Here is a 25,701-nt window from a genome sequence, read left to right on the forward strand (position 1 = left end):
TTTTAAGCCCTAATTTCACTCCTTTTTGCTAAGTATGCTTATATTTAAGCCTGCTAATCTTGGGAATGTCAGAAAAGCACTGGTAATTAGCCGTCGCTGCATCTGACACACATAATAAAGGAGGAAAGAAAAAGAATGAAACACAGATTCATGAAAACTCTGGCCTGTCTTTCATTAGTGCTAATGGTGTTCAGTGCTGTGGCACCAGGTGCTTTTGCTGATGAGACAGGAACCACGGAAGACACAAAAGAATTCGGCGATCATCCAATGATGCATGGCCCACATGGAAATCCTGAAATGAGTGATGAGGGACTCATAGAAGCAATGGAATTCGAGTCAGATGATGAAGAGATGGCATTCCTTGTGGAAAAGGAGACAGAACACATCAACAACAAGATCGACATGCTAAACGAAAAGCTTGCTGATCTCGAAGAGAACAGCGAGGAGTATGAAGCAATCAGTGCAGAAATAGAGGAACTCGAAACACTTCTTGGCGAACTGGGAGATGTAACTACACTTAATGATCTCAAAGCAATACTGGATGAGGTAAGAGAATCCATGATGGACATGAGGGGTGACAGACCCGAAATGGAAGCAATGCAATTCGAGTCAGATGAAGAAAAGATGACTTTCCTTGTAGATAGCGAAACAGAACACATCAACAACAAGATCGACATGCTAAACGAAAAGCTTGCTGATCTCGAAGAGAACAGCGAGGAGTATGAAGCAATCAGTGCAGAAATAGAGGAACTCGAAACACTTCTTGATGAACTAGGAGATGTAACTACACTCGATGAATTCAAAGAGATACTGGAAGAGTACAGAGAAGATAGCCCAAAGTCACATGAACATGGAAGAGAACGCAGCCTCATGAATCATGAATTCCAGAAAGAAGTAACCGCCGAGTAAGAAAAAACGGATGGACTGTAAAATAATTAGTACCCTAAAACCATGAGATAGGATTACTCATCCTATCTCATAATATAAATTATCAATTTTTAAGGAGTTTTAAGATGAGAAGAGAGATTACTATATCATTCGCTTTATTGATGATACTTTTCAGCACTGCAATACCGGGAGTATATGCCATGGAAGATGACACCGGCATGGAAATGCCTGAGATGGATGCTGCCCAGATGAAAGAAATGACCCTTGGAATGATAGAAAATAATATTGATTCACTAACCAATCTTCAATCGGAACTTGATGATGAAGAACTGCTGGATTCTGTTGACGATCTTCTTGAACAGGTCGAATCACTGAAAACAGAGCTTGAATCAACTGACGATGAAGAAGCGATATTTGAGATAATGGATGAATTCAGGAGCTTAATGGAAGAAGCACCTGAAGAAGTACGAGATACATTGATGCAAAACGGTCAGATGAGTGGAGAAGGTCAGAACCCCATGGGCGGAAATAGAACCATGATGGAAGGCAACGAAAGTATGCAAGCTCAAGATGGCGATTTCCATGGAAATGGAAGCATGACCGGTGAAGAGAGAATGAATAAACCCACTGACAGCGGTGTTACAGGCGATGAAACAATAGATGATGATACATCTGAAGAAACTACAGGACTGCTGAGTGGTCTCATTAACATGATTAAAGGACTTTTCTAACTACTTATCCTCGCATACCTCTCCGGTTCACCTGATGGAACATCCTGATAGTTCCAATCATGTGACTATCTTGCTTTTATTTTTTTAACGGTTTTAGCAGGAGATAAATACTGCCATCCATTATAGTAATAAGGAGTTATTATATATACCATGATAATAATTAACACAGTCAGATTATCCCTATTGGATAATACCAAAAACGTTAACATACAATAGAATATGATTACATTCTCACCAGAGCAGGAGAAACGTCATGAAGATTGCAATACTTGGAGGCACAGGTAATATAGGCAAAGGCTTTGCACTTCGCTGGGGCCAGATGCACGAAATAATCATCGGTTCCAGGGATTTAGAAAAAGCCGAAGCTGTCGCTGCAGAATACAATGAAGTACTTGAAAAATACGGCCATATGGCAACTATAACAGGTACAGATAACAGGACAGCAGCCGAAAAAGCAGACATCATTGTTGTTGCCATCCGGTATAGCCAGCTTGGCCCTGTTATGGAAATGATTCGTCCTTTCATAGAAAATAAGATAATTATCAGTGTAGTCGTGCCAATGGAAAAGAACATGTGCTACATCAGTCCCGGCGCTAAACACCTGACAGTTCCAATAGAAAGCAAAGAGTTCAATAGCGAATACTTCTGCTTCTCAATGCCTGAAGCCGGAAGTGCTGCCCAGGAGATTCAGAAGATGTTGCCTGATAATGCAGAACTTGTAGCTGCTTTCCATACAGTCCCTGCAAAGAAACTGGCAGACCTTGAAATGGAACTTGACTATGACATAGGCGTTTGCGGAAATTCAATGTATTCAAAAGAAATAGTATTTGGTCTTGTAAACGATATTTCCAATATGAGACCCCTTGATGTAGGGCCTCTGGAAACCGCAGCAATGATAGAATCCCTTACACCTTTGCTTATCAACGTTGCGGCAAGGAATGAAATGAAGGACATTAGTCTGAAATTCATTTGAACTTTTTTATTTTCATTCTTTTTGTATTCTTTTTTACTCTGTTATTTTTGAATTTAAGGTATAACTTTTATGGCAACCTATAATTGCATGGAGTTAGATAACCAAGAATAATTTTGCATTGCATGTGCAGAATATAGAGGAAGAATAGCAGGCGATTAAATGATAATTTGCAATAAGGAAGACGTTATCAAAGCCATTGAAACAAACAACGTAAAGTTCATACGTTTGCAGTTTACGGACATACAGGGAGTAGTCAAGGATGTTGAGATCCCTGTGACGCAGATCGAAAAAGCATTGACCACAGGAATATCCTTTGATGGATCATCCATAGAGGGTTTTGTAAGGATCGATGAATCGGACATGGTGTTAAAACCGGATATAAGGACATTTGCAATACTGCCCTGGAACAACGATAAAGGTCTGGTCGCAAGAATGATCTGTGACATTTATATGCCAAACGGGAAAGAGTTCGAAGCTGATCCCCGTTATGTCCTTAAAAAGGTAATGAAAGAAGCTGAAGAAATGGGATATGAGCTCAATGTAGGCCCGGAGCTGGAGTTTTTCCTTTTCGAGAAGATAAATGGAAAGGCAACTGTAGTACCTCATGATTATGGAAGGTATTTTGAATTTGCACCTACCGATCTTGCAGAGGATATCAGAAGGGAAATTGTCCTGACATTAATGGACCTTAACTTTGATATTGAGGCATCACATCACGAGGTAGCTTTCGGGCAGCATGAAATCGATTTCAAATATGGGGATGCACTGACAACGGCAGACAATGTAATGACGTTCAAGTATGTTACCAGAACCATTGCAAAAATGCACGGTCTTCATGCCACCTTTATGCCAAAGCCAATTGCCATTGAGAATGGATCAGGTATGCATGTGAACCTTTCACTTTCAAAGGATGGCGAGAATGCATTCTATGATGAGAATGGAGATATGCAGATCAGTGAAACTGCAAGACAGTTCATTGCAGGCGTCCTGAAACACATCAAAGCCATTTCATGCATTGCAAACCCACTTGTAAACTCATACAAGAGACTCATCCCAGGGTATGAGGCACCTGTGTACATCACCTGGTCAGGTGCAAACCGTAGTTCCCTTATCAGGATACCTTCACCCAGGGGCAAAAGCACAAGGACAGAGCTTAGAAGCCCGGATCCCTCATGTAACCCATACCTGACATTCGCAGCCATCCTTGCAGCAGGTCTGGAAGGAGTAAGGAACAAGATGGACCCCGGAAAGATTATGGATTACAATATCTTTGACCTGACAAAACAGGAACGTGCAGAGAGAGGTATTGAGACACTGCCATCAACCATCAGTGAAAGTGCAGATTATCTAGAGAATGATGAACTCCTGAAAAGCACTCTTGGAGAACATGTCCATGACAATATATTGAGACTTGCAAGGGCAGAGTGGGATGCGTACAGAACACAGGTCCACGACTGGGAGATACAGCGTTACCTGAACACTATCTGAGATATGGATCCGATATTTTCCATAAATGAAACAAGTGAAGCAGATTATCTACAGGTCAGGAGATTCATTGAACTTGTAGATACTGATTTTTATCCTCCCCTGAGTGAAAGGGGAGGAGGCATCCCTGAAAGGGTAGATGCTGGTCTGGATACACCCAAAGGAAATTTCCTTGTTGCCAGGTTAAAAGAAAGGGATTCATCGGATCATACTGATGGGATTGTCGGTATGGTAGGTTATACAAGGAACTGGAAAAGTGATGACAGTGCCTACATTAATTTTCTTGCAACACACCCACAGCACAGGAACCAGGGAATTAGCAGGGAGCTTTGCCTTAGACTTGAGGAGTTTCTGGGAGAACAGGAAATAAAAAGGATTTATCTTTGCACATGGTCCAGTAATCCTGCTGCAATTAAGTTCTATGAGAAACTCGGATATTATGCATATTCTGTTGTTCTCGATGACAGAGGAAGAGGAATAAATACGATATACTACAAAAAGGACATTAGCATACCTATGCAAAACAATAATATACGATTAGATTCTCGATAAGGAAGTCTTTCCTTAAATCGCATTCATTGCGGAAAACTTTGCAGGATAACTTTTATCCTTATGAGCTTTACCCGCTTTGATTGAAAAAAGACAGGACACGAGTGCCTATTGCATGGTTAGGAAGAATAGAGGAAGTGGTAGGCACCGTGTCCATAAACGTGATATTTTTTGTTTTTGGGTTACTCCTCTGGCATTCGTTCAAGCTTCTTTGAAGATAGCTTTTCAACTAATTCCAGATTCACATCATTTTCAAGTGACAGTTTTCCATTTCTTACTGCATTGTCGACAAACTGCTTGCCAACAGGGTTGCGTATTATCAGGGTAGTGTAACCCTGAGCGCTGCCAATGGAACCTGCCGATATGTCTGCGTCCAGCGCAGTGAGATCTGTACAGATATGACATCCCGGACGAACACAATCCTCAACTTCTTTTAGTGAGATAATCGTCATGTTTCCGTCTTTCAGGGTGATCTCAAGCTTGCCTTTTACATCAAAGTGCATGATGTCAAGAGGGTCTATATGGCGCTCTGCAATAAGTTTGTCCTGTACGAGTTTTTCATAATCGAAGGTTTCTGTACAGAAAAGTCCGACTGCAAGACGTATATATTTCCTGAATGGACGCAAAAGGTCCATTTCGCTCTTTCGCATCTTGCTTACAGCCTGCATGACACATGGAACACCGACAACTGCTATGTTGGTGTACTTCTTGGTAATTACAGCTTCTTTCAGTGAAGCTACCAGAGGAACCCACCAGTTGTAACGGCTTCCTGCGTGGTGAACAAGCACTTCTGAGGACGTAATTACAGCAGATGAAGGCCGCAGTGTCCAGGGATCTTCCACAACAGTAACTATTGCATCGATCATTCCCTGTTCCAGAGCATTTGTAAGTATTGCTGTCACAGCTCCACCACTTTGTTTTCTTGGAACATCGATACCGGACTTTGCGGACACAATATCTATGTATTCACCAAGAACTTCAGATGATGGTGTGTCAATTCTGGGGCATACTTCATAGCATGCACCACAGGGAACTCCGTCATTGACATCCTTGCAGTAACCACTGTTAAGAGGATGTGTGGAATCCCTGCCAAGTTCGAAATAAATAGCATCTGCCGGGCATACAGCTACACATGCACCACATGCTGCGCATTTCCCTGTATCCCAGATTTCTGCCTTAAGATCTAGATAATTTTTACCTGCCATTGTGATCACTCCCATGTGTATTTACCTGCAAATGGCCTGCTGCTTGCAGGGATTATTCTTGAATAGTTCGTATCCAGGAATTGGGACGGATCTATGTCAAACCTTTCACAGAAATCTATTATCACAGGAGTTAACCTTTTCAGGTCTTCTTCAGTAAATTCAACTTTCTTGGCTCCGACACCGAGTAACTTCTCGTCGACATCGCCCCTTATAACGATCTCTCCGCCGTGTATTCCACTACCAATACCACGATCCTGTATTGTTGGTTCCTGTCCAATGCCAAGAACAAGGATGAGACCACCGGCCATGTATTCCCCAAGGAATGCATGGGATGTACCGCCTATAGCTAGTATAGGACGTTTACCCTCATACTCCTTCATATGGATGCCACCACGGTACCCTATGCTGCCTTTTACAAAGACCTTTCCACCGCGCATACTGTGTGCAACCGCATCCCCTGCACTTCCGTGAATTATCAATGAACCGTAATCCATGGTGTTTCCAGGGGCATGCTCGGCATTACCAAATACCTCACATTCCGGACCGCTCATGAACATTCCGAGATCTCCGCCAGGAACACCATTAATGGTGATCTTTGCATCGCCTCTTACTCCATTCCCGATGAAACGCTGTCCAAGAACATTATTGAGCACTATTTCCTTTACACCAGAAGCCACTGCTTCACGAATCATCTTATTCAACGGGGAGTAGTGCATACCTTTTACGTCTATTACTAAAGGATCCACTTCAATCAGGCCCCCACAGATTCTATTTTGAGTACATCAAGCAGACCCTGGTCAAGCATGTAACCACGGAGACGTTCACGGTTTCCGCGAAGACTCTCAATGCTGTTAAGACCTGCTGCACCCATTAGTTCACTTATTTCAAGTGTCCAGGCCTTGATAAGGTTTGCAACATGTTCTGCACCGATCTCCGGATCGATACGGTTAACCAATTCCGGTTTCTGGGTTGCAATACCCCATGGACAAAGACCACGATAGCAGTTTCCACATACGCGGCATCCTAATGCTATGAGTGAAGCTGTTCCAATGTAAACTGCATCAGCACCGAGTGCTATAGATTTTGTAATGTCAGCACTGTTGCGAATACCACCACTTGCGATCAGTGAAACTTCATTCCTGATACCCTGGTCGTTCAGTTTCTCATCTACTGCGGCGATAGCTGCCTCAATAGGAATACCGACATTGTCCCTGAATACCTTTGGTGCTGCACCGGTACCACCTTTGAAACCATCAACTACTACGGCATCTGCATCTGATCTTGCAATTCCTGCTGCAATTGCTGCCACATTATGTACTGCAGCGATCTTCACGAAGACAGGCTTTTCCCAGTTAGTGGCCTCCTTAAGACTGCGCACAAGCTGAGCAAGATCTTCTATACTGTAAATATCATGATGAGGAGCAGGACTGATAGCATCCGAACCCAATGGTATCATACGGGTACAGGATACATCTGCACATACCTTCTCTCCCGGAAGGTGACCACCGATACCTGGCTTGGCACCCTGGCCTACCTTGATCTCAATAGCTGCACCGCGTTCCAGATAATCAATATCGACACCGAAACGTCCTGATGCAATCTGGACTATTGTGTGATCCTGATATGGGTAAATAGCCTCGTGCATTCCTCCTTCACCAGTACCCATGAAAGTTCCGGTCTTTGCCACTGCCTTTGCAAGACTTAACTGTGCATTCAGGCTGATAGCACCGTAACTCATGTGACCTATCATAATAGGAGTGTCGAGTTTAAGATTCGGAGCAAGTTTTGTTGTAAGATCAATGTCACCATTGTTCTTTGTAAATTCAAGTTTTGCAGGCTTCTTACCAATATATGTCCTCAGTTCCATTGGTTCTCTCAGAGGATCTATACTTGGGTTGGTGACCTGGCATGCATCCAGTACCAGCCTGTCAAATATAACAGGATAATCACGTGCATTGCCCATTCCGGCAAGGATGATCTTTCCGCTACGTGCCTGATTTATAACATCTTCACGTGCCTCTGCAGTCCACAGAGGATGACTGCGGTAGTCCACAGGTTTTTCCTGAAGGTTGATAGCATCTCTCGGACACATGGAGATACAGCGATGACATGCAGTACACTTGCGGGAATCTATGAGGATCTTATCATCTTCGATCCTGTAAACACCATAGGAACAGTTATCGACGCAACGCATACATTTCATGCACTGGTCACGGTCAATACTGATCTTGTACTTTAGGGGAACACTTCCAAGGCTCATACTGTAACCCTCCCGATAACCGGTTCGCCTGCTCTTGGCATGTATATTGTCTTTACTTCAGGGTCCATTGTACGTATGGCGGCTTCTTCACTTGATATGTAAAGACGGGAACCGTTCTCTCCTACGACGAGAGGACGCAGCTTTATCCTGTCAGTGAAACCTACGATACCATCCTTTGTAGCCACAACTATTGCAAAAGGACCGTTCATCAGTGCAGGTCCGTACGTAAGACGCAATGTGCGCAGGAATTCCTCCTGCTTTTCCGGCATCTCATCGATCTCATCCCAGAATGGAGGAGCAAGTGCCGTAACAACTGTTTCAGATGGAAGTCCATGTTGCCTTCCGAGAAGATCGAAAAGATAAGCTACAACTTCTGTGTCAGTTAACATGGTACACTGGTAACCATTACTTTCCACATAACGACGATTAGTGCCGTATGAAGTTATCTCACCGTTGTGGACAACTGACCAGTCAAGGAGATTAAAAGGATGAGCGCCTCCCCACCATCCAGAAGTATTTGTTGGATAGCGGTTGTGTGCAAGCCAGATGTAACCCTTGTAGTCCTCTATCCTGAAAAAGTTGGCTACATCCTCAGGCCAGCCGGCAGCTTTGAATACTCCCATATTTTTACCTGATGAGAATACCAGAGCACCTTTTACATCTGAATTTATGGACATCACAAGACGCTTGACATTATCATCGTCAGGATTTGTAGTACCAACCATAAGATCAGTATAAGGTTTGAAGAAATATCTCCAGGAAATATGTTCCTTTTTGAGACCCGGTTGTTCATATGTTGGGATCTCTTCCTGATGAACGATCCTGCCCCATGTTTGCAGTATCTTGTCCACCATGGTTTTTGGTTCTAGCAAATTATCAAAAAATACGTGGATGGCGTAGCAATCTGCATAGTCAGGGTATATACCATAAGCTACGTATCCTGCGCCTTCTCCACTTCCTCTTTCATCCATCAGACTCAGGGCTTCCTTAATACTGGAGCCGTCCATTCTGGACATTGTCCGATCGATTACGCCTATAATTCCGCACATGTTGATCACTATGAGTATTTATTCTTGGGGCTATGAGATAGTATTTACCTGATATGAATTTAACCATGCAAAAACCCATTCAGGAAAAGCCCAGAGTTGCGTGAACAACTTCTATTCACGTTTTAGCAGCAACAAGAAACACTGCTGACTTAAGATATGGATATATTATGTTGAAATATAAAGTGAAAGTAAGGGGAATTCCCCTTACAGTATGCTAAGGTAGGTGTCAAGTTCCCACTGGTGAACCTGTGCCTTGTAATCGTCCCACTGAGCGTTCTTTGCACTGAGATAGTTCTCGAACACGTGGTCTCCAACTACGTTCTTTACAAATTCACTGCCGGTCATGAGATCGATAGCTTCCTTAAGGTTGCCTGGCAGAGATTCAATACCTCTTGCTGCCCTGTCTGCTTCGGTGAGCTTGAATATGTTGACATCAGTTGATGCTGGTGCTTCCATTCCCTTCTCGATACCGTCAAGACCTGCGCTGAGCATTGCTGCAAAGGCGAGGTATGGGTTACATGCAGGGTCAGGACATCTGAGCTCTACCCTTGTACCAAGGCCTCTTGATGCAGGAATCCTGATAAGGGAACTGCGGTTTGATGCAGACCATGTGCAGTAGATAGGAGCTTCATATCCAGGTACGAGCCTCTTGTATGAGTTTACAGTTGAGTTGGTGATTGCAGCGAACTCACGAACGTGTGTGAGGAGACCTGCAATGTACTGCTTTGCAACTGTTGAAAGTTGGTCAGGAGTTTCTGGGTCATAGAATGCGTTCTTTCCGTCCTTCATGAGGGACTGGTTGGAGTGCATACCTGAACCGTTCACACCATAGAGTGGTTTTGGCATGAAACTTGCATAGTATCCCATATGATATGCAATGGATTTAACAACATACTTGAAGGTTACAATGTTGTCACATGTGTTCAGCACATCGCCGAATCTGAAGTTGATCTCGTGCTGTGAAGGAGCGACCTCGTGGTGGGATGCTTCAATTTTGAAGCCCATGTCTTCAAGAGCGAAGTCAATAGCTCTTCTTACATCCTGTGCCTTGTCAAGAGGAGCGAAATCGAAGTATCCTCCCTTGTCTGTGAGGTTTGTTGTTGGGTGACCTTTCTCATCGAGTTCAAAAAGGAAGAACTCAAGTTCAGGACCGGTGTTCATTGTGTATCCAAGCTCTGCTGCTTTTGCAACAGCCTGCTTCAGAACATATCTTGGGTCGCCCTCGAAAGGCTTTCCGTTTGGCCTGTATACATCACCAATGATACGAGCAACTGCACCTTCCTTTGGTCTCCATGGGAGTAATCTGAAGGTGGTTGGATCTGGCATGAGGATCATATCGGATTCTTCGATCCTTGTAAATCCTTCAATTGATGAACCATCGAACATTACACCGTTCTCAAATGCACCTTCGAGATCTTCTGCAGGGATTGCCCAGCTTTTGATCATACCGAGGGTATCGGTGAATTGGGTTCTTATGAATTTGACATCGTTCTCGGTTACAGCCTGTAACACGTCTTCCTTCGTTACTGGATTTGCTTTTACCATTTTGACTACTCCTCTATTCACTACACTAAGGGGTGTGAGTAACCCATTACCTATCAAGAGATATATATAGCTTGTTGTTTTTTGTGGAAAGAAAGATTCACTCCCCAAAGAAAAATAAAACCTGGTATCTATTAAAACTTCCCTCTAAAAAAGCACAATAAAACTAAAAAACAGGATTCTGAAAAATGTACGATACATCAGGAATCTAATATATAAGGCATTGAATTTTAAAACAGTGTTTCCTGCAAAACCATAAATTAAAGGAAAAAGGATGTCTATGTCTAATGTTGCCGCACCTTCGTGGAGGACTTGCGGAAGCTTTATCATTCTTGTAAAAATACTGATTTTAAGAAGCGAGATTGGATATGACAGACAAAAATACGGGCGAAACAGAAACCATGGAACGAATTCAAAATGCTTCCATTGATGCACTCAGATGTATCCAATGCGGAGTGTGTAGTGGGAGTTGCCCTTCAGGAAGACATACAACCCTGAATATAAGGAAGCTTGTAAAAATAGCAGGCAAAAACACTGATATCCTGAATAACAAAGAACTCTGGATGTGTACAACCTGCTACAATTGCCAGGAAAGATGCCCGAGAGATATAGGCATTGTAGACATATTACTCGATATAAGAGCTATTTCCGTACAGAATGGAAATATACATCCCGAACATAGAATAGTCTGTGAAATGCTGCTCGAATACGGTCATGCAGTACCTATTAATGAGCATACCCGAGCTAACAGAGTGAATATCGGACTGGAAGAACTGCCTGAGACCGTTCACAAGTATGAGGACGGGCTTGAAGAAGTAAAAAGTCTTCTTGCTTCGTGCGGGTTTAGAAAACTGATCGAACAGAATGAAAGTTGATTTACCGGAATGTGGAATATGAAAGAACTATCACTCTTTTTAGGATGTCTCGTGCCTAACAGATACCCGGGAATCGAACTGGCAACCAAATTATGTCTTGCCAAACTTGACATCGACTGCACAGACCTCGCAGGTGCTTCCTGTTGTCCTGCACCGGGAGTGTTCCGATCATTTGACAGAACAACATGGCTGACGCTGGCAAGCCGTAATATAGTACTGTCAGAGCAAATGAATAGAGATATGCTTACTATCTGCAACGGATGCTTTAGCACACTTGCAGATGCAAACCGTAGTATAAAAGAAGATAAGGATTCAAAGGAAGATGTCAACAGGCACCTTGAGAAGATAGGAAAGGAAATAAAGGGCGATATTGATGTCCGACATATTATAGAGTACCTGTACGAAGAGTACGGTCCTGAAAAGATCAGCTCCTACGTTGAAAGACAACTTGACATCAGGGTTGCAGTCCATTACGGTTGCCACCTCATAAAACCTACAAAGGAGAGAGGCCTAGGTAATTTTGAAAGACCAGGCTTTTTTGATGAACTTGTCACCGCACTTGGTGCAACAAGTGTTGAATACCCGGACAAGATGGCATGCTGCGGAGCCGGAGGAGGAGTGCGCTCCTCCATGAAAGACAAGTCATTGAAAATGACAGAAGCAAAGCTTTCAAGGATAAAAGAAGCAGAAGTAGATTGCATAGTAAACTCGTGTCCTTTCTGCCATATGCAACTGGGCGAAGGACAATCAGAGATAAAAGAGCAGATGCAAATCGAGTATGACATTCCCGTACTTCATTACACACAACTTCTCGGACTTGCGCTGGGATTCCCTGCTGAAATGCTTGGAATTGACACAAACATAGAGAAGAACAGGAAATTTATGGATATACTGGATGCAGGAATGGAATGTTAAAAATGCATTTCCAGCATTTTATGGAAATATACTGCAATAATTCACACCGGAAACCTATTTCACCAATAACTTTAAGATATTGAATGTTATTACGTGAGTAGCACAACATGAGCGTGTGGCCTAGTCAGGATATGGCGGCAGCCTCCTAAGCTGCAAGCCGGGGGTTCAAATCCCTTCACGCTCGCTATTTCTCTTTTTAACAATTACCGGAGATTGCTAATTGATAATAAGAAAGGCTACTGTCAATGATATACCAGGAATTAAGAGCATCATAGACCTTTATGCAAAACAGGAAAAGATGCTTCCACGATCATTGAGTGAACTGTATGAATTCACCCGCAGTTTTTATGTTTGTGAGATGGACAATGACATAGTTGGCTGCTGTGCCCTCCAGGTAAGCTGGGAGGATATGGCAGAAGTAATGTCCTTTGCTGTGAAACCTGAGTATAGAGAACAGGGCATCGGTACGGAACTTATCAATGCCTGCCTTAAAGAAGCAAAAGAACTTGGTATTAACAATGTGTTCACACTTACCTACGCAGTCCCATTCTTTGAGAAACAGGGATTTGAGAAAATTGACAAACAAGAGCTACCACACAAAGTGTGGAGTGGATGTATAAAGTGTCCCAAGTTCCCAAATTGCGATGAAGTCGCAATGCTGCGAACTATATAATTCATCTTCACCACCTGCATTATAATTGCAGTTACAGGGGCTTTTCAAAATACAAAGTCCCAGCTTCTTCTTTTACTATTTCAAACCCATTACTTAGATAGATAAAGATAGCTTTTTTGAGAGATGAATCTGTTTTCAATCTTACAAATGAATAGTTCTTTTTTGAAAAATCCAATGCAGCCAGAAATAAAGCCAGACCAAGACCTTTCCCACGGCATTCTTTTTTCACATACAACCTTTTGACCTCACAATTACCTGAACCCAGATTCTTTACTGCAGATGTACCGACAATCTCACCCTTGTACAAATATATGAAAAAAGCACCTCCCGCCCGGAGGTAATTTCCCCCGACATCATCCAGATCAGAGTCCTTTAATGGATCATATTCAAATCCTTCTCCTGAAAGCACACTGAGAACAAAAGCTCTTGTTCCGGAGGAATATTCAGAGGAGAAAGGAAATACACTCATTCCAGGTATGCTCCGGAATTTTTAAGAAAATCAACAGCTACAGAATAGAGTAGTTCAACACCGGTAATTAATACATCCTCATCTATGTCAAAACTGGCTGAATGATTTCCTTCAACAATACCTTTTTCCACATTCCTTGTTCCAATGATAGCATACATACCCGGAACTTCCTGCAGGTAGTAGGCAAAATCTTCTGCACCAAATATTGCTTTTGCATGAGTATTAACAATGGGAAATTTTGTTTTCAGCAACTTTGAAGCGGTGTCGGTGAAAAGAGGATCATTGAAAAGGACAGGATAACCGCGGTAAACTTCAAGTTCATAAGAAGGAACTCCATCAAATCCTTCCCTTGAATAGGAAACCATCAATGAATCAAGAATCGAAGACATCGTTTGTTCTATGGCATCAGTATCCATATCATCGAATGTCCTGAAACTACCTACAAGTTCAAGCTCATCCGGCACCCTGTTGAATTGGCTACCACTATGGATAGTACCAAAACCAAGTACATAGTCCAAAGGACAAACCTTTTTGGATATCGAAGGATTTAGGGAGGATATAAATTCTGAAGCTACCTGAATCGGATCAATACAGTAATCAGGTATTGAATGGTGGCCGCCTTTTCCGAATATCTTCACTTTAAAGCGATTTGAACTTGCCATGAAAGGTCCGGGACGTATGTTTATGACACCGATATCAACATCACCGAATACATGAAGGCCGATAATGGCATCCACACCTTCAAGGCCGCCTTCGTCTATGATCCTCGACGCACCGCCAGGAGGAACTTCTTCAGCAGGCTGGAAGATAAATCTTACAGTTCCGCAGATATCCTTGCGTCTTTCCTTTATGAGCCGGGCAACTCCAAGGACAATAGCCATATGTCCGTCGTGACCGCATGCATGCATCACTCCGGGATTCTGTGAAATGTATTCTTTATTCAGAGCGGTCAGGGATTCTTCTGCCGCAAGTGCGTCAATGTCCGAACGGATGGCGATACACGGACCTGGGGTCCTGCCACGAACTTCTGCAATGACACCAGTGTCGGCAATCTTCCTGCAATTGATCCCAAGCTCTTCCAGTACCGACATTATAATTTCCTGCGTACCATACTCATGAAAACTCAGTTCCGGATTCCTGTGGAACTCCCTGCGAATATCCTGTACCCATTTTTCAAAGGATTGCAAATCATTTCACCTTGCTGCGAATATGAAAATATGAAAGTGCCGATCTCGACCAATATATCAGATAAAATGTTAGCATAAGTATATATCTGATTTGATATCTGCCTCATTCGGCCAGCACTATTTTTATGTAAAAAGGGAATTTACCTGTACAAATACTTACTGAGAAATGACTGAAAAATCACCAGGAAGGCTAAATATGATCAAAACACGACTTCGGGATTTCCTTGTTACAAAAGATGACTGGATCTTTGCAGTTTCCGATTATTTTCATCCACACGGCATCAGATCAACACTAAGATACGTACCTGACGAGAATGGTGAGCGCGAACTTAACGGAATGCGCTATAAGAAATATGATTTTGATGTGTCTTTCGACTTCATGCGCAACAACCGTCCCGAATGGGTGGAGGATGTCCATGTAGTGCCTGAAGACCAGATAAAAAAAGTGCTTCCGCCAACCAGCGCTATTGGAAAACTGTATGATTCCGATAAGAGAGTGGCCGTTGTTGTAGATACTCTTGAGAAGGCAGGCATCTGCCGGAATATGATGGGCGTTACCGGCTCACTTTTACCAGGACTCCAGAATGAAGGATCAGATATCGATTTTGTGGTCTACGGCGAGCAGTGGTTCATTGCAAGGGATGCGATCGCAAAGGCAAAGACAGAACCAGGACCTATAGACGATATTGATTCGACGATGTGGAAAAAGATATACAACAAAAGAATCCCTGAGATCTCATTTGAGGAATTCATCACCCATGAGAAGAGAAAGGGTAACCGTGGAATGGTTGATGGCACATATTTCGACCTCCTCTTTGTCCGTGACTGGGAACAGATAAAAGAGCCTACTTTGAGGGGAAAGGATATCGGAACTATGAAAATAGAAGCTAAGGTCACAAATGCAGATCTTGCCTTTGACAGCCCTTCAGTATACAAAGTAGAACATGATGAGATAGACCACGTGCTTTCATACACGCACACCTATGCAGGACAGGCGCTTAAAGGAGAAACTATTGAAGCACAGGGTGTCGTTGAGCAGGTCGGCGACATTAAAAGACTGGTCGTTGGAACTTCCAGAGAACCAAAAGGCGAATGGATACGTTCACTCACGTTACTTGAAAAAGAAGGACTTATTTAAATTAAAAAATAAACGATTGGCGGATTTAACCTCCGCCAGTTACCTGTCCAACATCCGCAATGCCGTCATCGCCACCACCATAGGTACGCATATAGGATTCAGCATCTGCAATGGAACTGCGTTCGGCCCTTTCTTCTTTAAGATCACTGACATCTGCAATAACAAGTGTTTCGGGTTTATAGTAAAGACCCGTAGCGTCCACAAGTACCCAGATGCCGTCCTCATCTTCCTTAAGATCGATAACCTTTCCAACTGTACCGGTATTCAGGTATCTTACTACAGAGTCAATTACAATTGGGTTTCCGCCCATGTCCAGTGCTTCGATAGTTTTAGAATCTGCCACAGTGTAACTCCTGTAATTTACTCTTTGTAGATTATTATAGATATATGAACCGGATGGAACAATGATTAAGCATCCTGGGATATTTCCAGACGCAGGTCACCAATGGTTGCAACCCTTTCGGCGAAAGCATTGTGCCTGTGTATACTTTCCTCATTGATCTGCTTGATCGTAATAATTGCCTCATCAGGAAGGTGTTCAAACCCTTTGACAACATTCTTTGCCATTGTTCTTACACAATCTTCCACAAATTTAGGATTATTATGGGCAGTCTGAACAACCATTGCTTCATCAGAGCGCTTCAAAAGCTCAAATACACTGGAACTCATGGACCCTTCAATGATCTCAATGATTTTCTCAAGTGACACGAAAACATTACCTTCCACTTCTATGGAGATTATGCCGCGTCCACGCTGGTTGTGAGTGGCCATTGGAACCCTGTGAAGGAATTCTGCGATATGCTGCCCTTCAACACCAATATTCTCCAGCTCCTTTCTTGCGTTATCCCTCATGATCTCCTGAGCGCAGGGGCATGCGGTCATTCCCACTACCTCAGCACCAATGAGCTTCTTAACGGCCATTCTCTCAACATCGTCACGCATGGCAATTGCTTCTGCGAATATTTCCACGACTTCCTGACATTCCATCTTGGTAGCAGGGGACTCCCTCTTGACCACATACTCACTTTTAAGAATGACCTCAGCACGGCTCGCATATTCATGACGAGTCAGGAGACTCTGGGCAACATCGCTGCACAGCTGTTCAATTTCATAAACAGGCATGTTGACTGCTTTTTCAAGTACTTCGTCTACTGCCTCAAAATTGCGTGACAGATTAGCTCCCTTCAAATGAGAAGGAAGGTCAACGAAGATATCAAAAGTACATATCAGAATAACAGGACGTTTGTCCTTCCTCTTGATCTGCACTAGTTTTTTAACATTAGTAACGCCGACACGTGTCAGGTTAATAGGTATCTGGGGCTTGTTAGCCTGTATATCTGGTAGTTTGACAACCGGGACTTCCATTATTATGACCTCGAAAATCAAAAGATGGTAAACCATTCTATAATGATGGATAGTAATTATATCATGCTGAAAGGGACTCATTACATGTAAAGGTTGTGTTAAGTCCCCCATATGCTAAAAGAAAACAAAATGGATACGGAAGAATCTTCAAAGTAGAAAACAAGCAACTTAGACTCTATTTACATAAAAGGAATACCCATTTTTAAAATCAAGTTTACTTGATAGGTTGCCACATACTGCTCTATAATGTGCCGAGGCTAAAGGGATATATTATAATAATCCTGGCATATTGACCCGTAATAAACACCTAAATTACGAAAAATGCGCTAAAACAAGAACAAAAGACAACATTAAAAGAAAAATATATATACTGCATATACTAAATACGGTTAGCAGTGGTAATCGCATAATGATTACGAGGTGACATCATGTCTGAAACAAGAAATTTTGTGTTAAGAGACAAGAAAGGAAATGAACATGGGGTATTCACTGGAAAACAGCCAAGACAGGCTGCTTTGAAGGTTGCAAACAGAGGAAAAGGAACTAAAAAGAAGCCAGATGACATCAGGCTTCGTGAGCGTGGAACAAAGAAAGTCCATGTGTTCAAAGGCTGGAAAGAAATGGTCGATGCACCAAAGAACAAGCCAGACTGGATGCCTGACAAGATCAACAAGCCATTTGTTAAGAAAGTCGGTATCGAAAAGCTCGAGAAAGTCTGAACTTCATGAGGGACCCATTATATGGGTCTTTTTGTTTTACACACCTTTTTTTACAGATCTACACCCTGCGATAGAAATAACTTTTAAATCATCTAACCATATTAATAATAAGCTCCGGAGTTATAGCTACGCAGATACCGGACTTATAATAAAATCGCAGGTATAATATTATGACACTTAATCGAGAGAATGTACTGATCGAAGCATTGCCATACATAAGGGACTTCCACGATTCAGTAATGGTGATAAAAGTCGGTGGCCACGCAATGGTCAATCCCGAGGTGATGAGTGACATCATACAGGATATCGTCCTTCTGAGATTTGTAGGGATACACCCCATCATAGTCCATGGCGGCGGACCTGAAATCTCTGAAAAGATGAAGCGCATGGGAAAAGAGTCCCAGTTTGTCGGCGGACTGCGAGTTACAGATGATGAAACACTTGAGATCGCGCGCATGGTCCTTGTAGGCAACATAAATACAGAGATCGTCGCACTCATCGGAAAACATGGTGCTAAAGGAATCGGACTCTCAGGAAAAGATGGGAAGATGATCATAGCAAAGAAAAAGCCATTCCAGAAAATCATGATTGAAAATGTAGAACATGAAGTGGACCTCGGATGGGTCGGAGATACGGAAATAATCAACCCCGAACTGCTTAACATCCTCATTCGTGAAGGCTACATACCAGTCATATCACCAATTGCTATGGATATCAGCGGCAAAGCACTTAATATAAATGCAGATACCGTTGCAGGCGACATTGCAGCTGCACTGAAGGCCAAGAAACTCATCCTCATGACCGATGTGCCCGGATTACTGAGAGACATCAATGACAGAAGCTCACGCATATCAAGGGTTGCAATTGATGAAATTGATGACATGGTAGACAGCGGATTGATCTCAGGAGGGATGATACCTAAGATGAGAAGTGCCGCATGTTCAGTAACAAGCGGAGTTGAGAAAATACACATAATAGACGGAAGTGTATCACACTCCATTCTGCTTGAACTGTTCACAGATACCGGAATCGGTACAATGGTCTACAAAAAAGAAGATGAGTGAAAACTCATCTTAAATTCATTTTAGTCCAGTATAGGACTGCCGAATGAGTGGTCATCAAGTTCCAGAACCTGCTCCCACAGATCCTTACAGTCACATGAAAGATGCTCAAGACAGGAAAGGTCCTGTGTGAGCGAGAAGAGCCTGATGGCATCTGCAACGGCATGACTGCATTCCCTGCAGTTACGAGGACCTCTTTTTGAACCTGCACCCACAGGATCGGATGTGATTATCATATCAGGGAACTCTTTCTTTGTCCTCTGCAATATATCCACGATACTCCATAACCAGGGAGGACGGTACTGCTTCCTTTCCCAGAGATATTCCACAAATGTGCCACGCTGGACGTTACAGAGATTAATGGAGAACGTATCCGAATACTCAGCAGCATCACGCACGGTTTTAACAATATCTTCCAATGCCTCTTTCTCTGACAGGAATAGCGGCTTTAACATGAGATAGGATTTTACTGTTGCACCATTTGCTCTTGCGGCAGTGGCAGCATCGGTGAAGTTCTTGAAAGTAAAACCTTTGTTGATGGATTGTTTGCGAATTGTATCCGAACTTGTCTCAAGACCCATTGCAACTTCAAATGCCGTGTTCTTGAGAGTACTTACACAATCCTTTACACTTTCCTCAGTTACAAATTCCGGACGCGTTTCAGCCAGTACTTTTACGACCCTTTCATCAGCATCAAGTTCACTCAGTATCCTGTGCCTCACCTCAAGAGGAATCTCGTTCGTATCAAGGAAACTGCCTGAAGTGAATATCTTGACCATGAATGTCTCAAAGTCAGAGGCTTTCCTCATTGCCCGTGAAAGCTGGGCCATCAAGTCATCATCAGACGGAGCGGTCTGGGCACTATCATAGACATAGCCGCACATGGTACAGCCTCCTGCCTTACCCCACCAGCATCCGGATGTCTTAAAGATAATCGTGATGGTGTCTACCTGCTCAGTGCCGAGAAGGTCCTTCCCGGTCCACACAGCAGCAGGCTCATCGGAACGAGAGGGTTTTACCTTCTGACGATTACGGATATCAAGAACTGCTTTATTTAGTGACATTTGCCTGAACTCTTAGTATATAGATGTAATATTCACTCGAATTCAATTGTAGCTGGTGGTTTTGGAGTCAGGTCATACAGAACCCTTGCAACAGATGGTATTTCTGCAGTTATCCTTGATTCGATCTTTCTAAGAACATTCCATGGAAGCTCCATTGCTTCTGCAGTCATGCCGTCTCTAGAACCTACTGCCCTTACAGCAACTATCCAGCCGTGTACCCTCACATCGCCTTTAACGCCGGTGCCCTTACCAACTATTGCAGCAAAGGTCTGCCATGGGTGGAATTGCTCTACAAGCTCTTCCTCAACAATTGCATTGGCTTCTCTTACGGCATCTACAAGCTCCTCAGTGACCTTGCCGACAATCCTTACTGAAAGACCGGGACCGGGGAAAGGCATCCTTTCGGAGATCTCATGAGGGAGTTCCAGTGCACGAGCAACCTCACGGACCTCATCCTTATACAGATCATCTATTGGTTCCACGATTGCCTTGAAATCCATAACTGAAGGAAGACCGCCTACGTTGTGGTGTGATTTTATACCACCCTCAGATTCGATCCTGTCAGGATAAATGGTTCCCTGAATTAGATATTCGGCTTTGAGTAATTTTGCTTCATCCTCAAAGACACGTATAAAGGTTTCACCGACTGCCTTACGCTTTTCTTCAGGGTCCTCGATACCTGCAAGTGCTGAAAGGAAACGGTCCTTTGCATCTACTACCTGAAGATTCATATCTGAGAAAATTTCCTTTATTCTCTCAGTTTCACCTTTTCGCATAAGGCCAGTGTCTATGTAGATAGGCGTCAGCTTATCACCAATAGCACGATGTGCGAGGATAGCACAAACTGAACTGTCCACGCCTCCGGAAAGTGCTATAATGGCAGGACCATCGATCTGCTTCTGAATCTTTTCTATCGCTTTAGGAATGAATTTGTCTACTTTTACCATGAATGAGAACTCCAAATATAGGATTTAGGATTTTTAGGGATTTTACCCTGAGATGGTATTTCGTACTTATTAATGCTCTCCCGGACATAAGAGCCTTACCAGAGATAAACAAACAAAAATCCATCAAACACTTTCACCCTGCTTACCAGACAATTAAATACACCGGCTACATATATGCAGGAAAAACAAGTATGGATTAAAGATGCATAAGACCCTCCGGAAGTACTTTGGATATTCTGATTTTCGTCCCCTTCAGGAAGACATCATTAACGATGTCCTTAATGACAGGGACACTTTTGTGCTTATGCCAACTGGCGGAGGCAAGTCACTTTGCTACCAGATTCCGGCCCTGCTCAAAGATGGCATTACAGTAGTTGTTTCACCCCTTATATCCCTCATGAAGGACCAGGTCGACAGCCTCAAGGAAAACGGTGTCGATGCAGCATACCTTAACAGTACCCTGAAACCTGCAGAATCCAGGAGAATATATGAGGAACTGAAAAGGGGCGAGATAAAGATACTGTATGTGGCCCCTGAAAGGCTGACAATGTCAAGTACCATCACGCTTCTGAAAAGCCTGAATGTCAGTCTTTTCGCAATTGACGAGAGTCATTGCATTTCTGAGTGGGGGCATGATTTCAGGCCAGAGTATCGAAGACTCAATTTCCTGAAGAAAAAGTTCCCTGAAGTACCTATCGTTGCACTTACCGCAACAGCTACACCAAAAGTCAGGGAAGACACCATTAATCAGCTTGGTATCAAGCACGGCAAAACATATATTGCAAGTTTTGATCGTGCAAACCTTTTCTACCGTGTCAGAGCAAAGAAGGACACATATGATAATTTACTCCAATACCTGAGAAAGAAGAGAGGAGAAAGCGGTATAATCTACTGCCAGAGTCGCAAGACAGTTGACAGTCTTACTAATAAACTCAAAAAAGACGGCTTCAATGCCCTCCCATACCATGCCGGCCTTAAAGACACCCAGCGAGCAAAGAACCAGGAGATGTTCATAAAGGACAGAGTCGATATCATCGTTGCCACCATTGCCTTTGGAATGGGAATCGACAAACCCAATGTCCGTTTTGTTATCCACTACGACCTGCCTAAAAACCTTGAAAGCTATTACCAGGAAACAGGCAGAGGTGGAAGGGATGGCCTTGAATGTGAATGTGTGCTTTTTTTCAGTCACGGTGACAGGTACAAGATAGAGTATTTCATCAAACAGAAGGACAAGAAGGAAGAGAGGGACATCGCCCTTAAGCAACTCAGCGAAATGGTGGACTACTGTGAAAGCAATATCTGTCGCAGGAAAGTGTTGCTCAGGTATTTCGGAGAAGAGACACAGGAAGATAATTGCGGGAAATGTGATGTCTGCCTCCAGCCACGTATAGAGGTTGACGGAACCAATGATGCGAAACTGCTTATCAATTGTATAAAGGAACTTGACCAGAGATTTGGCATGAATCATGTCATTGATGTGCTTACAGGTAGCCGGGCAAAGAAGATCACAGACAAGAAACATCATCTTCTCAAACACTTTGGCCAGGGCGACATGTACACTAAAGCCACCTGGCTGGATATGACCCGGGACATGGTCAGGCAGGATGTTATCAAAGTGGAAGGTGCACGTTACCCACTCCTCAAACTAAACAGCAAGAGTGAGGAAGTCCTGTCCGGCAAGCGAATGGTGACATTTACAAGAAGTGAGGATGATGAATGCCAGGCAGATTATGAACCAGTGGAATTTGTACCGGAAAAGATGGAAAGAGCTGAGCGGCCAGCTTCTGCTTCACACAGGAAGGTCAGCAATGACCCTGACGGGGAGCTTTTTGATAAACTGAAAGAACTGCGTGTATTACTGGCCCAAATGCAGGATGTTCCTCCATATATCGTATTTGCTGACACTAGCCTTCGGCAAATGGCTTCCCGAAAGCCCAGAACCAGTGAAGAACTGCTGAAAATTACCGGTGTTGGAGAATACAAGCTCAAGAAGTACGGAGATCGCTTCCTGAAAGAGATTGAAAGACATTGTGAAGAACTGGAAGAAAATGAGAAGGCACCAGTTAAAAAGAAACTTCCTGAACCAGGCATCCAGAAGAAAACGGCCAGCAGGGCCACACCGCCATCAACTCCGAAACCAAAGCTTGAAAAGGAAATGTTACTCAGGACAATGGATGCTCTTCAGGATGAACTTGTAAAAATGATAAAAGATAAACTGGGCGGGGTTTTTTCCGACGAGGAAATAAGAATGGCGTATCAATCCCTTATCAGGGATGATAGCACGAAATAGATATTCGAATTCAATTATTCACAGGTATCCAGCAGGTGACGTTTTGGGCGAACCCTTGAGTCTCCAGGATGTATCGGGGAAACTTTTGCTTCCTTTTCATCGTCTTTTTTCTGCATTTTATCTTCAGGAGTCTTTTTTTCCATAGAACCTACCTCCAATTAATAAGTTAGAGGTAAGGATATTAAAAGTTAATGAAAAAAGAAGCAATTCACATCATCATGAATTGAATTGTAAGGTAAAATATGAGGTCACCGAATACAACTGCAGTAATAAAACCGGCAGTTATAGGAATCATAAATGGGAGTCCGGGAGTTATCCACACACCATCCTTCACTTTACCTTCTTTCTGGTAGCCTTTCAGCTCTGAAATAACGTTAGATGTAAGTTCAGTACCTGACCTTGAGAATTTGAACTCGATACCGGCCTTTGTCCTGCTATATGACTCGATCATACGGAAATGCCCTTTTTCCAGCTTTGAGATCGGTGTGATGTAACCTATGAACATATAGAGGGGACGCTTCAGCGACTCCGATGGATTTTTTATCAGGTTGTACAGGAACAGCCCAATAGGAACTATAATCGTGAGTATTATAGAATTCCCAAACACGCTGAATGCAAACAAGTTGATTAACGGAACTCCATCAAGCGGAAGTGAAGTTGAACCTATCGTAATAAGCGGGTACGTAGGGATAATCAGCGAAATGACCATCAACACCTTTGCATCCGCTCCTCCGAAGGCACCAAACTGGAAAAGCATGTACACAAAAGCAAAGATGAATATGAATGATAGGATGTTGCGTATAAGATATGGAAATCCGTATGTCATGAGATCGTACACTATAAAGATGAATCCGACACCGAACATCATGACCCATACTTCATTTGCTACACGGCGGGTTTTAATATCAGCATAACAGGCATACAGTAAAAAAGGCATGCATGCAAGAACTTTCAGTATTTCGATCATTTCAGTGTTTCTCCCATTTCTTAAGTTTCATGACCTCTGACAGAGTTGATCCTCTGCGAATCTCCTCGAAAAGACGCTGTTCTGTCTTCTCAACTTCCTTTGCGCGTCTTGCAATCTCATAGGCACGTTCCTTTGGGATTACCACTACACCATTGTCATCCCCTATGATATAATCACCCGGACTTACGGACTGGTTCCCGCAGACAATTTCAGAATTGATTTCACCAAAACCTTTGGGTTCTCCTGCATTCGGAACATTACACGTTGCAAATACAGGTAACCCTATTTTACGAATCTCATCTATATCCCTTACCGCCCCATCAACGACAACACCCGCTATACCCTTGTTAAGGCAGCTCAGGGTTGCAAGGCCACCCCATGGAGCAACATGCCTGCTGCCATTATAGATGACAATCACGTCCCCTTCCTTTGCCTCATCTATGGCCTCAACGGCCTTGGCCCAGTCACCTTTGAAAGTCTGGACAGTAACCGCAGTACCAATCATTTTTTTGCCGGGCATCATGGAGAATATATCCTGCATAGCTCCTTTACGGTGCATGGCATCTGAAATATTGGAAGTTGAAACATCCTCCAGTATCTTGCGGATCTCATCAGCAGGCGAACTTTTCAACACAGGTGCAGAAGAAGGAGAATCCACACTTTTCCGGATGGCCTTTGCTGAAGCGGTCACATTGGACGAGCGGACAATACTTCCCCCAACTATCACGATCTTCGCGCCAGAAGCCACAGCTTCAGAGCAGGAACTGGCATCCAGCCCGCCTGCAACAGCAACCGGGATACTCACCTGTTCCACTACTTTTTTCATTATGGCAAGTGAGTCATGGCCTTCCATCTGCTGGTCGATGCCAGCATGCACATTAATGTAATCTACCCCTAACTTCTCCAGTTCGATACTGCGGGCAACCGGATCATTACAAGATATCAGGTCTGCCATTATCTTCACACCATATTTTTTTCCGGCACGTATCGCCTCCAGAATGGTGGAATTATCAGCGCTGGCAAGTACAACAACAATATCAGCACCTGCTTTGGCACCCATTTCAACTTCCATGGAACCAGTATCTGCTATTTTCATATCTGCGATAATTATCCGGTCAGGAAAGTTCTTCCTGAGCTCCCTTATAGCATCCATGCCCTCGCTTTTTATGAGCGGTGTTCCGACTTCTATCCAGTCCGCACCTCCCTCAAGGGATTCTTTCGCTATCTGTATTGCCCGATCCGTTTCTAAGAGGTCAAGAGCTACCTGAATGATTGGTTTGATATGATCACCTTTGGAAATACTTACACTACTAAAATACTTGAAAACCTATAAATTTAATCACGTA

26 protein-coding genes and 1 tRNA gene are annotated in these 25,701 nt (G+C 43.3%); 13 read left to right on the forward strand and 14 right to left on the reverse strand.

Annotation, left to right across the window (positions count from 1 at the left end):
* Positions 1-135 precede the first annotated feature (135 nt).
* The 5 genes from RE476_RS08335 (at position 136) to RE476_RS08355 (ending at position 4,629) form a co-directional block, all read left to right on the forward strand.
* Complete coding sequence (locus tag RE476_RS08335; RefSeq protein WP_309307198.1) at positions 136-909, forward strand: hypothetical protein; 774 nt, start codon at positions 136-138, stop codon at positions 907-909.
* 104 nt (positions 910-1,013) lie between these two features.
* Positions 1,014-1,619, forward strand: coding sequence for a hypothetical protein (locus tag RE476_RS08340; RefSeq protein WP_309307199.1), 606 nt, complete (start codon positions 1,014-1,016; stop codon positions 1,617-1,619).
* 253 nt (positions 1,620-1,872) lie between these two features.
* Positions 1,873-2,592 carry an NAD(P)-binding domain-containing protein gene (locus RE476_RS08345; protein WP_309307200.1) on the forward strand — a complete coding sequence of 240 codons (720 nt, stop codon included), beginning with the start codon at positions 1,873-1,875 and terminating at the stop codon, positions 2,590-2,592.
* A gap of 159 nt (positions 2,593-2,751) precedes the next feature.
* Positions 2,752-4,080: a type I glutamate--ammonia ligase gene (gene glnA / locus RE476_RS08350; RefSeq protein ID WP_309307201.1), complete on the forward strand. Its 1,329-nt coding sequence runs from the start codon at positions 2,752-2,754 to the stop codon at positions 4,078-4,080.
* Positions 4,081-4,083: 3 nt separating this feature from the next.
* On the forward strand, positions 4,084-4,629 hold the full coding sequence (locus RE476_RS08355; RefSeq protein WP_309307202.1) for a GNAT family N-acetyltransferase: 546 nt from the start codon (positions 4,084-4,086) through the stop codon (positions 4,627-4,629).
* Positions 4,630-4,808: 179 nt separating this feature from the next.
* On the opposite strand, the gene RE476_RS08360 is transcribed toward RE476_RS08355, so the two are convergent.
* From RE476_RS08360 to glnA (RE476_RS08380), 5 genes are all read right to left on the reverse strand, one after another.
* The gene (locus RE476_RS08360) at positions 4,809-5,831 is read right to left on the reverse strand and encodes a Coenzyme F420 hydrogenase/dehydrogenase, beta subunit C-terminal domain (RefSeq protein WP_309307203.1); all 1,023 of its coding nucleotides are present in this window, start codon (positions 5,829-5,831) and stop codon (positions 4,809-4,811) included.
* A gap of 5 nt (positions 5,832-5,836) precedes the next feature.
* Positions 5,837-6,547, reverse strand: coding sequence for a GltB/FmdC/FwdC-like GXGXG domain-containing protein (locus tag RE476_RS08365; RefSeq protein WP_406600992.1), 711 nt, complete (start codon positions 6,545-6,547; stop codon positions 5,837-5,839).
* A gap of 35 nt (positions 6,548-6,582) precedes the next feature.
* Positions 6,583-8,091 (reverse strand): glutamate synthase-related protein, encoded by a 1,509-nt coding sequence (locus RE476_RS08370; protein ID WP_309307205.1) that lies wholly within the window; start codon positions 8,089-8,091, stop codon positions 6,583-6,585.
* Positions 8,088-9,140, reverse strand: a complete 1,053-nt coding sequence (locus tag RE476_RS08375; protein WP_309307206.1) for a class II glutamine amidotransferase — start codon at positions 9,138-9,140, stop codon at positions 8,088-8,090. Before RE476_RS08375 ends, RE476_RS08370 begins: the two co-directional genes overlap by 4 nt.
* A gap of 204 nt (positions 9,141-9,344) precedes the next feature.
* Complete coding sequence (gene glnA, locus RE476_RS08380) at positions 9,345-10,685, reverse strand: type I glutamate--ammonia ligase (RefSeq protein ID WP_309307207.1); 1,341 nt, start codon at positions 10,683-10,685, stop codon at positions 9,345-9,347.
* Positions 10,686-11,050: 365 nt separating this feature from the next.
* Here glnA (RE476_RS08380) and hdrC point away from each other — a divergent pair, with 365 nt between their 5' ends.
* The 4 genes from hdrC (at position 11,051) to RE476_RS08400 (ending at position 13,145) form a co-directional block, all read left to right on the forward strand.
* Entirely contained in the window at positions 11,051-11,557 is a 507-nt protein-coding gene (gene hdrC, locus RE476_RS08385) for a CoB--CoM heterodisulfide reductase subunit C (RefSeq protein ID WP_309307208.1), read from the forward strand.
* 18 nt (positions 11,558-11,575) lie between these two features.
* Positions 11,576-12,472, forward strand: coding sequence for a CoB--CoM heterodisulfide reductase subunit B (hdrB, locus tag RE476_RS08390; protein WP_309307209.1), 897 nt, complete (start codon positions 11,576-11,578; stop codon positions 12,470-12,472).
* A gap of 109 nt (positions 12,473-12,581) precedes the next feature.
* Positions 12,582-12,656, forward strand: a tRNA-Arg gene (locus tag RE476_RS08395).
* 36 nt (positions 12,657-12,692) lie between these two features.
* The gene (locus RE476_RS08400) at positions 12,693-13,145 is read left to right on the forward strand and encodes an N-acetyltransferase (protein ID WP_309307210.1); all 453 of its coding nucleotides are present in this window, start codon (positions 12,693-12,695) and stop codon (positions 13,143-13,145) included.
* Positions 13,146-13,176: 31 nt separating this feature from the next.
* On the opposite strand, the gene RE476_RS08405 is transcribed toward RE476_RS08400, so the two are convergent.
* Together RE476_RS08405 and RE476_RS08410 are read right to left on the reverse strand one after the other, a co-directional pair.
* A complete protein-coding gene (locus RE476_RS08405; protein ID WP_309307211.1) occupies positions 13,177-13,614 on the reverse strand; it encodes a GNAT family N-acetyltransferase in 438 nt (145 codons plus the stop codon).
* The gene (locus tag RE476_RS08410) at positions 13,611-14,801 is read right to left on the reverse strand and encodes a M20 metallopeptidase family protein (protein WP_309307212.1); all 1,191 of its coding nucleotides are present in this window, start codon (positions 14,799-14,801) and stop codon (positions 13,611-13,613) included. The genes RE476_RS08405 and RE476_RS08410 overlap by 4 nt, the downstream gene beginning before the upstream one ends.
* 196 nt (positions 14,802-14,997) lie before the next feature.
* Here RE476_RS08410 and RE476_RS08415 point away from each other — a divergent pair, with 196 nt between their 5' ends.
* The gene (locus RE476_RS08415; RefSeq protein WP_309307213.1) at positions 14,998-15,939 is read left to right on the forward strand and encodes a nucleotidyltransferase domain-containing protein; all 942 of its coding nucleotides are present in this window, start codon (positions 14,998-15,000) and stop codon (positions 15,937-15,939) included.
* Positions 15,940-15,964: 25 nt separating this feature from the next.
* Here RE476_RS08415 and RE476_RS08420 read toward each other — a convergent pair whose 3' ends face one another.
* A complete protein-coding gene (locus RE476_RS08420) occupies positions 15,965-16,282 on the reverse strand; it encodes a DUF2098 domain-containing protein (RefSeq protein ID WP_309307214.1) in 318 nt (105 codons plus the stop codon).
* A 65-nt stretch (positions 16,283-16,347) separates the two neighbouring features.
* Entirely contained in the window at positions 16,348-17,304 is a 957-nt protein-coding gene (gene mptA, locus RE476_RS08425; protein WP_309307215.1) for a GTP cyclohydrolase MptA, read from the reverse strand.
* 428 nt (positions 17,305-17,732) lie between these two features.
* On the opposite strand from mptA, the gene RE476_RS08430 reads away from it, so the two are divergent.
* Complete coding sequence (locus tag RE476_RS08430; protein ID WP_309307216.1) at positions 17,733-18,023, forward strand: non-histone chromosomal MC1 family protein; 291 nt, start codon at positions 17,733-17,735, stop codon at positions 18,021-18,023.
* A gap of 170 nt (positions 18,024-18,193) precedes the next feature.
* Complete coding sequence (gene argB / locus RE476_RS08435) at positions 18,194-19,087, forward strand: acetylglutamate kinase (protein WP_309307217.1); 894 nt, start codon at positions 18,194-18,196, stop codon at positions 19,085-19,087.
* Positions 19,088-19,107: 20 nt separating this feature from the next.
* On the opposite strand, the gene RE476_RS08440 is transcribed toward argB, so the two are convergent.
* Together RE476_RS08440 and guaA are read right to left on the reverse strand one after the other, a co-directional pair.
* Positions 19,108-20,148, reverse strand: a complete 1,041-nt coding sequence (locus RE476_RS08440; RefSeq protein ID WP_309307218.1) for an archaeosine biosynthesis radical SAM protein RaSEA — start codon at positions 20,146-20,148, stop codon at positions 19,108-19,110.
* A 32-nt stretch (positions 20,149-20,180) separates the two neighbouring features.
* Positions 20,181-21,095 carry a glutamine-hydrolyzing GMP synthase gene (gene guaA / locus RE476_RS08445; protein ID WP_309307219.1) on the reverse strand — a complete coding sequence of 305 codons (915 nt, stop codon included), beginning with the start codon at positions 21,093-21,095 and terminating at the stop codon, positions 20,181-20,183.
* Positions 21,096-21,297: 202 nt separating this feature from the next.
* Here guaA and recQ point away from each other — a divergent pair, with 202 nt between their 5' ends.
* Entirely contained in the window at positions 21,298-23,388 is a 2,091-nt protein-coding gene (gene recQ / locus RE476_RS08450; RefSeq protein ID WP_309307220.1) for a DNA helicase RecQ, read from the forward strand.
* A 14-nt stretch (positions 23,389-23,402) separates the two neighbouring features.
* Here recQ and RE476_RS08455 read toward each other — a convergent pair whose 3' ends face one another.
* The 3 genes from RE476_RS08455 to hxlA all read right to left on the reverse strand — a co-directional run bounded on the left by RE476_RS08455 (position 23,403) and on the right by hxlA (position 25,655).
* Complete coding sequence (locus tag RE476_RS08455) at positions 23,403-23,531, reverse strand: hypothetical protein (RefSeq protein ID WP_309307221.1); 129 nt, start codon at positions 23,529-23,531, stop codon at positions 23,403-23,405.
* Positions 23,532-23,596: 65 nt separating this feature from the next.
* Positions 23,597-24,355, reverse strand: a complete 759-nt coding sequence (locus tag RE476_RS08460; RefSeq protein ID WP_309307222.1) for an A24 family peptidase C-terminal domain-containing protein — start codon at positions 24,353-24,355, stop codon at positions 23,597-23,599.
* Position 24,356: 1 nt separating this feature from the next.
* Positions 24,357-25,655, reverse strand: coding sequence for a 3-hexulose-6-phosphate synthase (gene hxlA / locus RE476_RS08465; RefSeq protein ID WP_309309582.1), 1,299 nt, complete (start codon positions 25,653-25,655; stop codon positions 24,357-24,359).
* Positions 25,656-25,701 lie beyond the last annotated feature (46 nt).

This window comes from Methanolobus mangrovi (assembly GCF_031312535.1).
Classification (GTDB): Archaea; Halobacteriota; Methanosarcinia; order Methanosarcinales; family Methanosarcinaceae; genus Methanolobus; species Methanolobus mangrovi.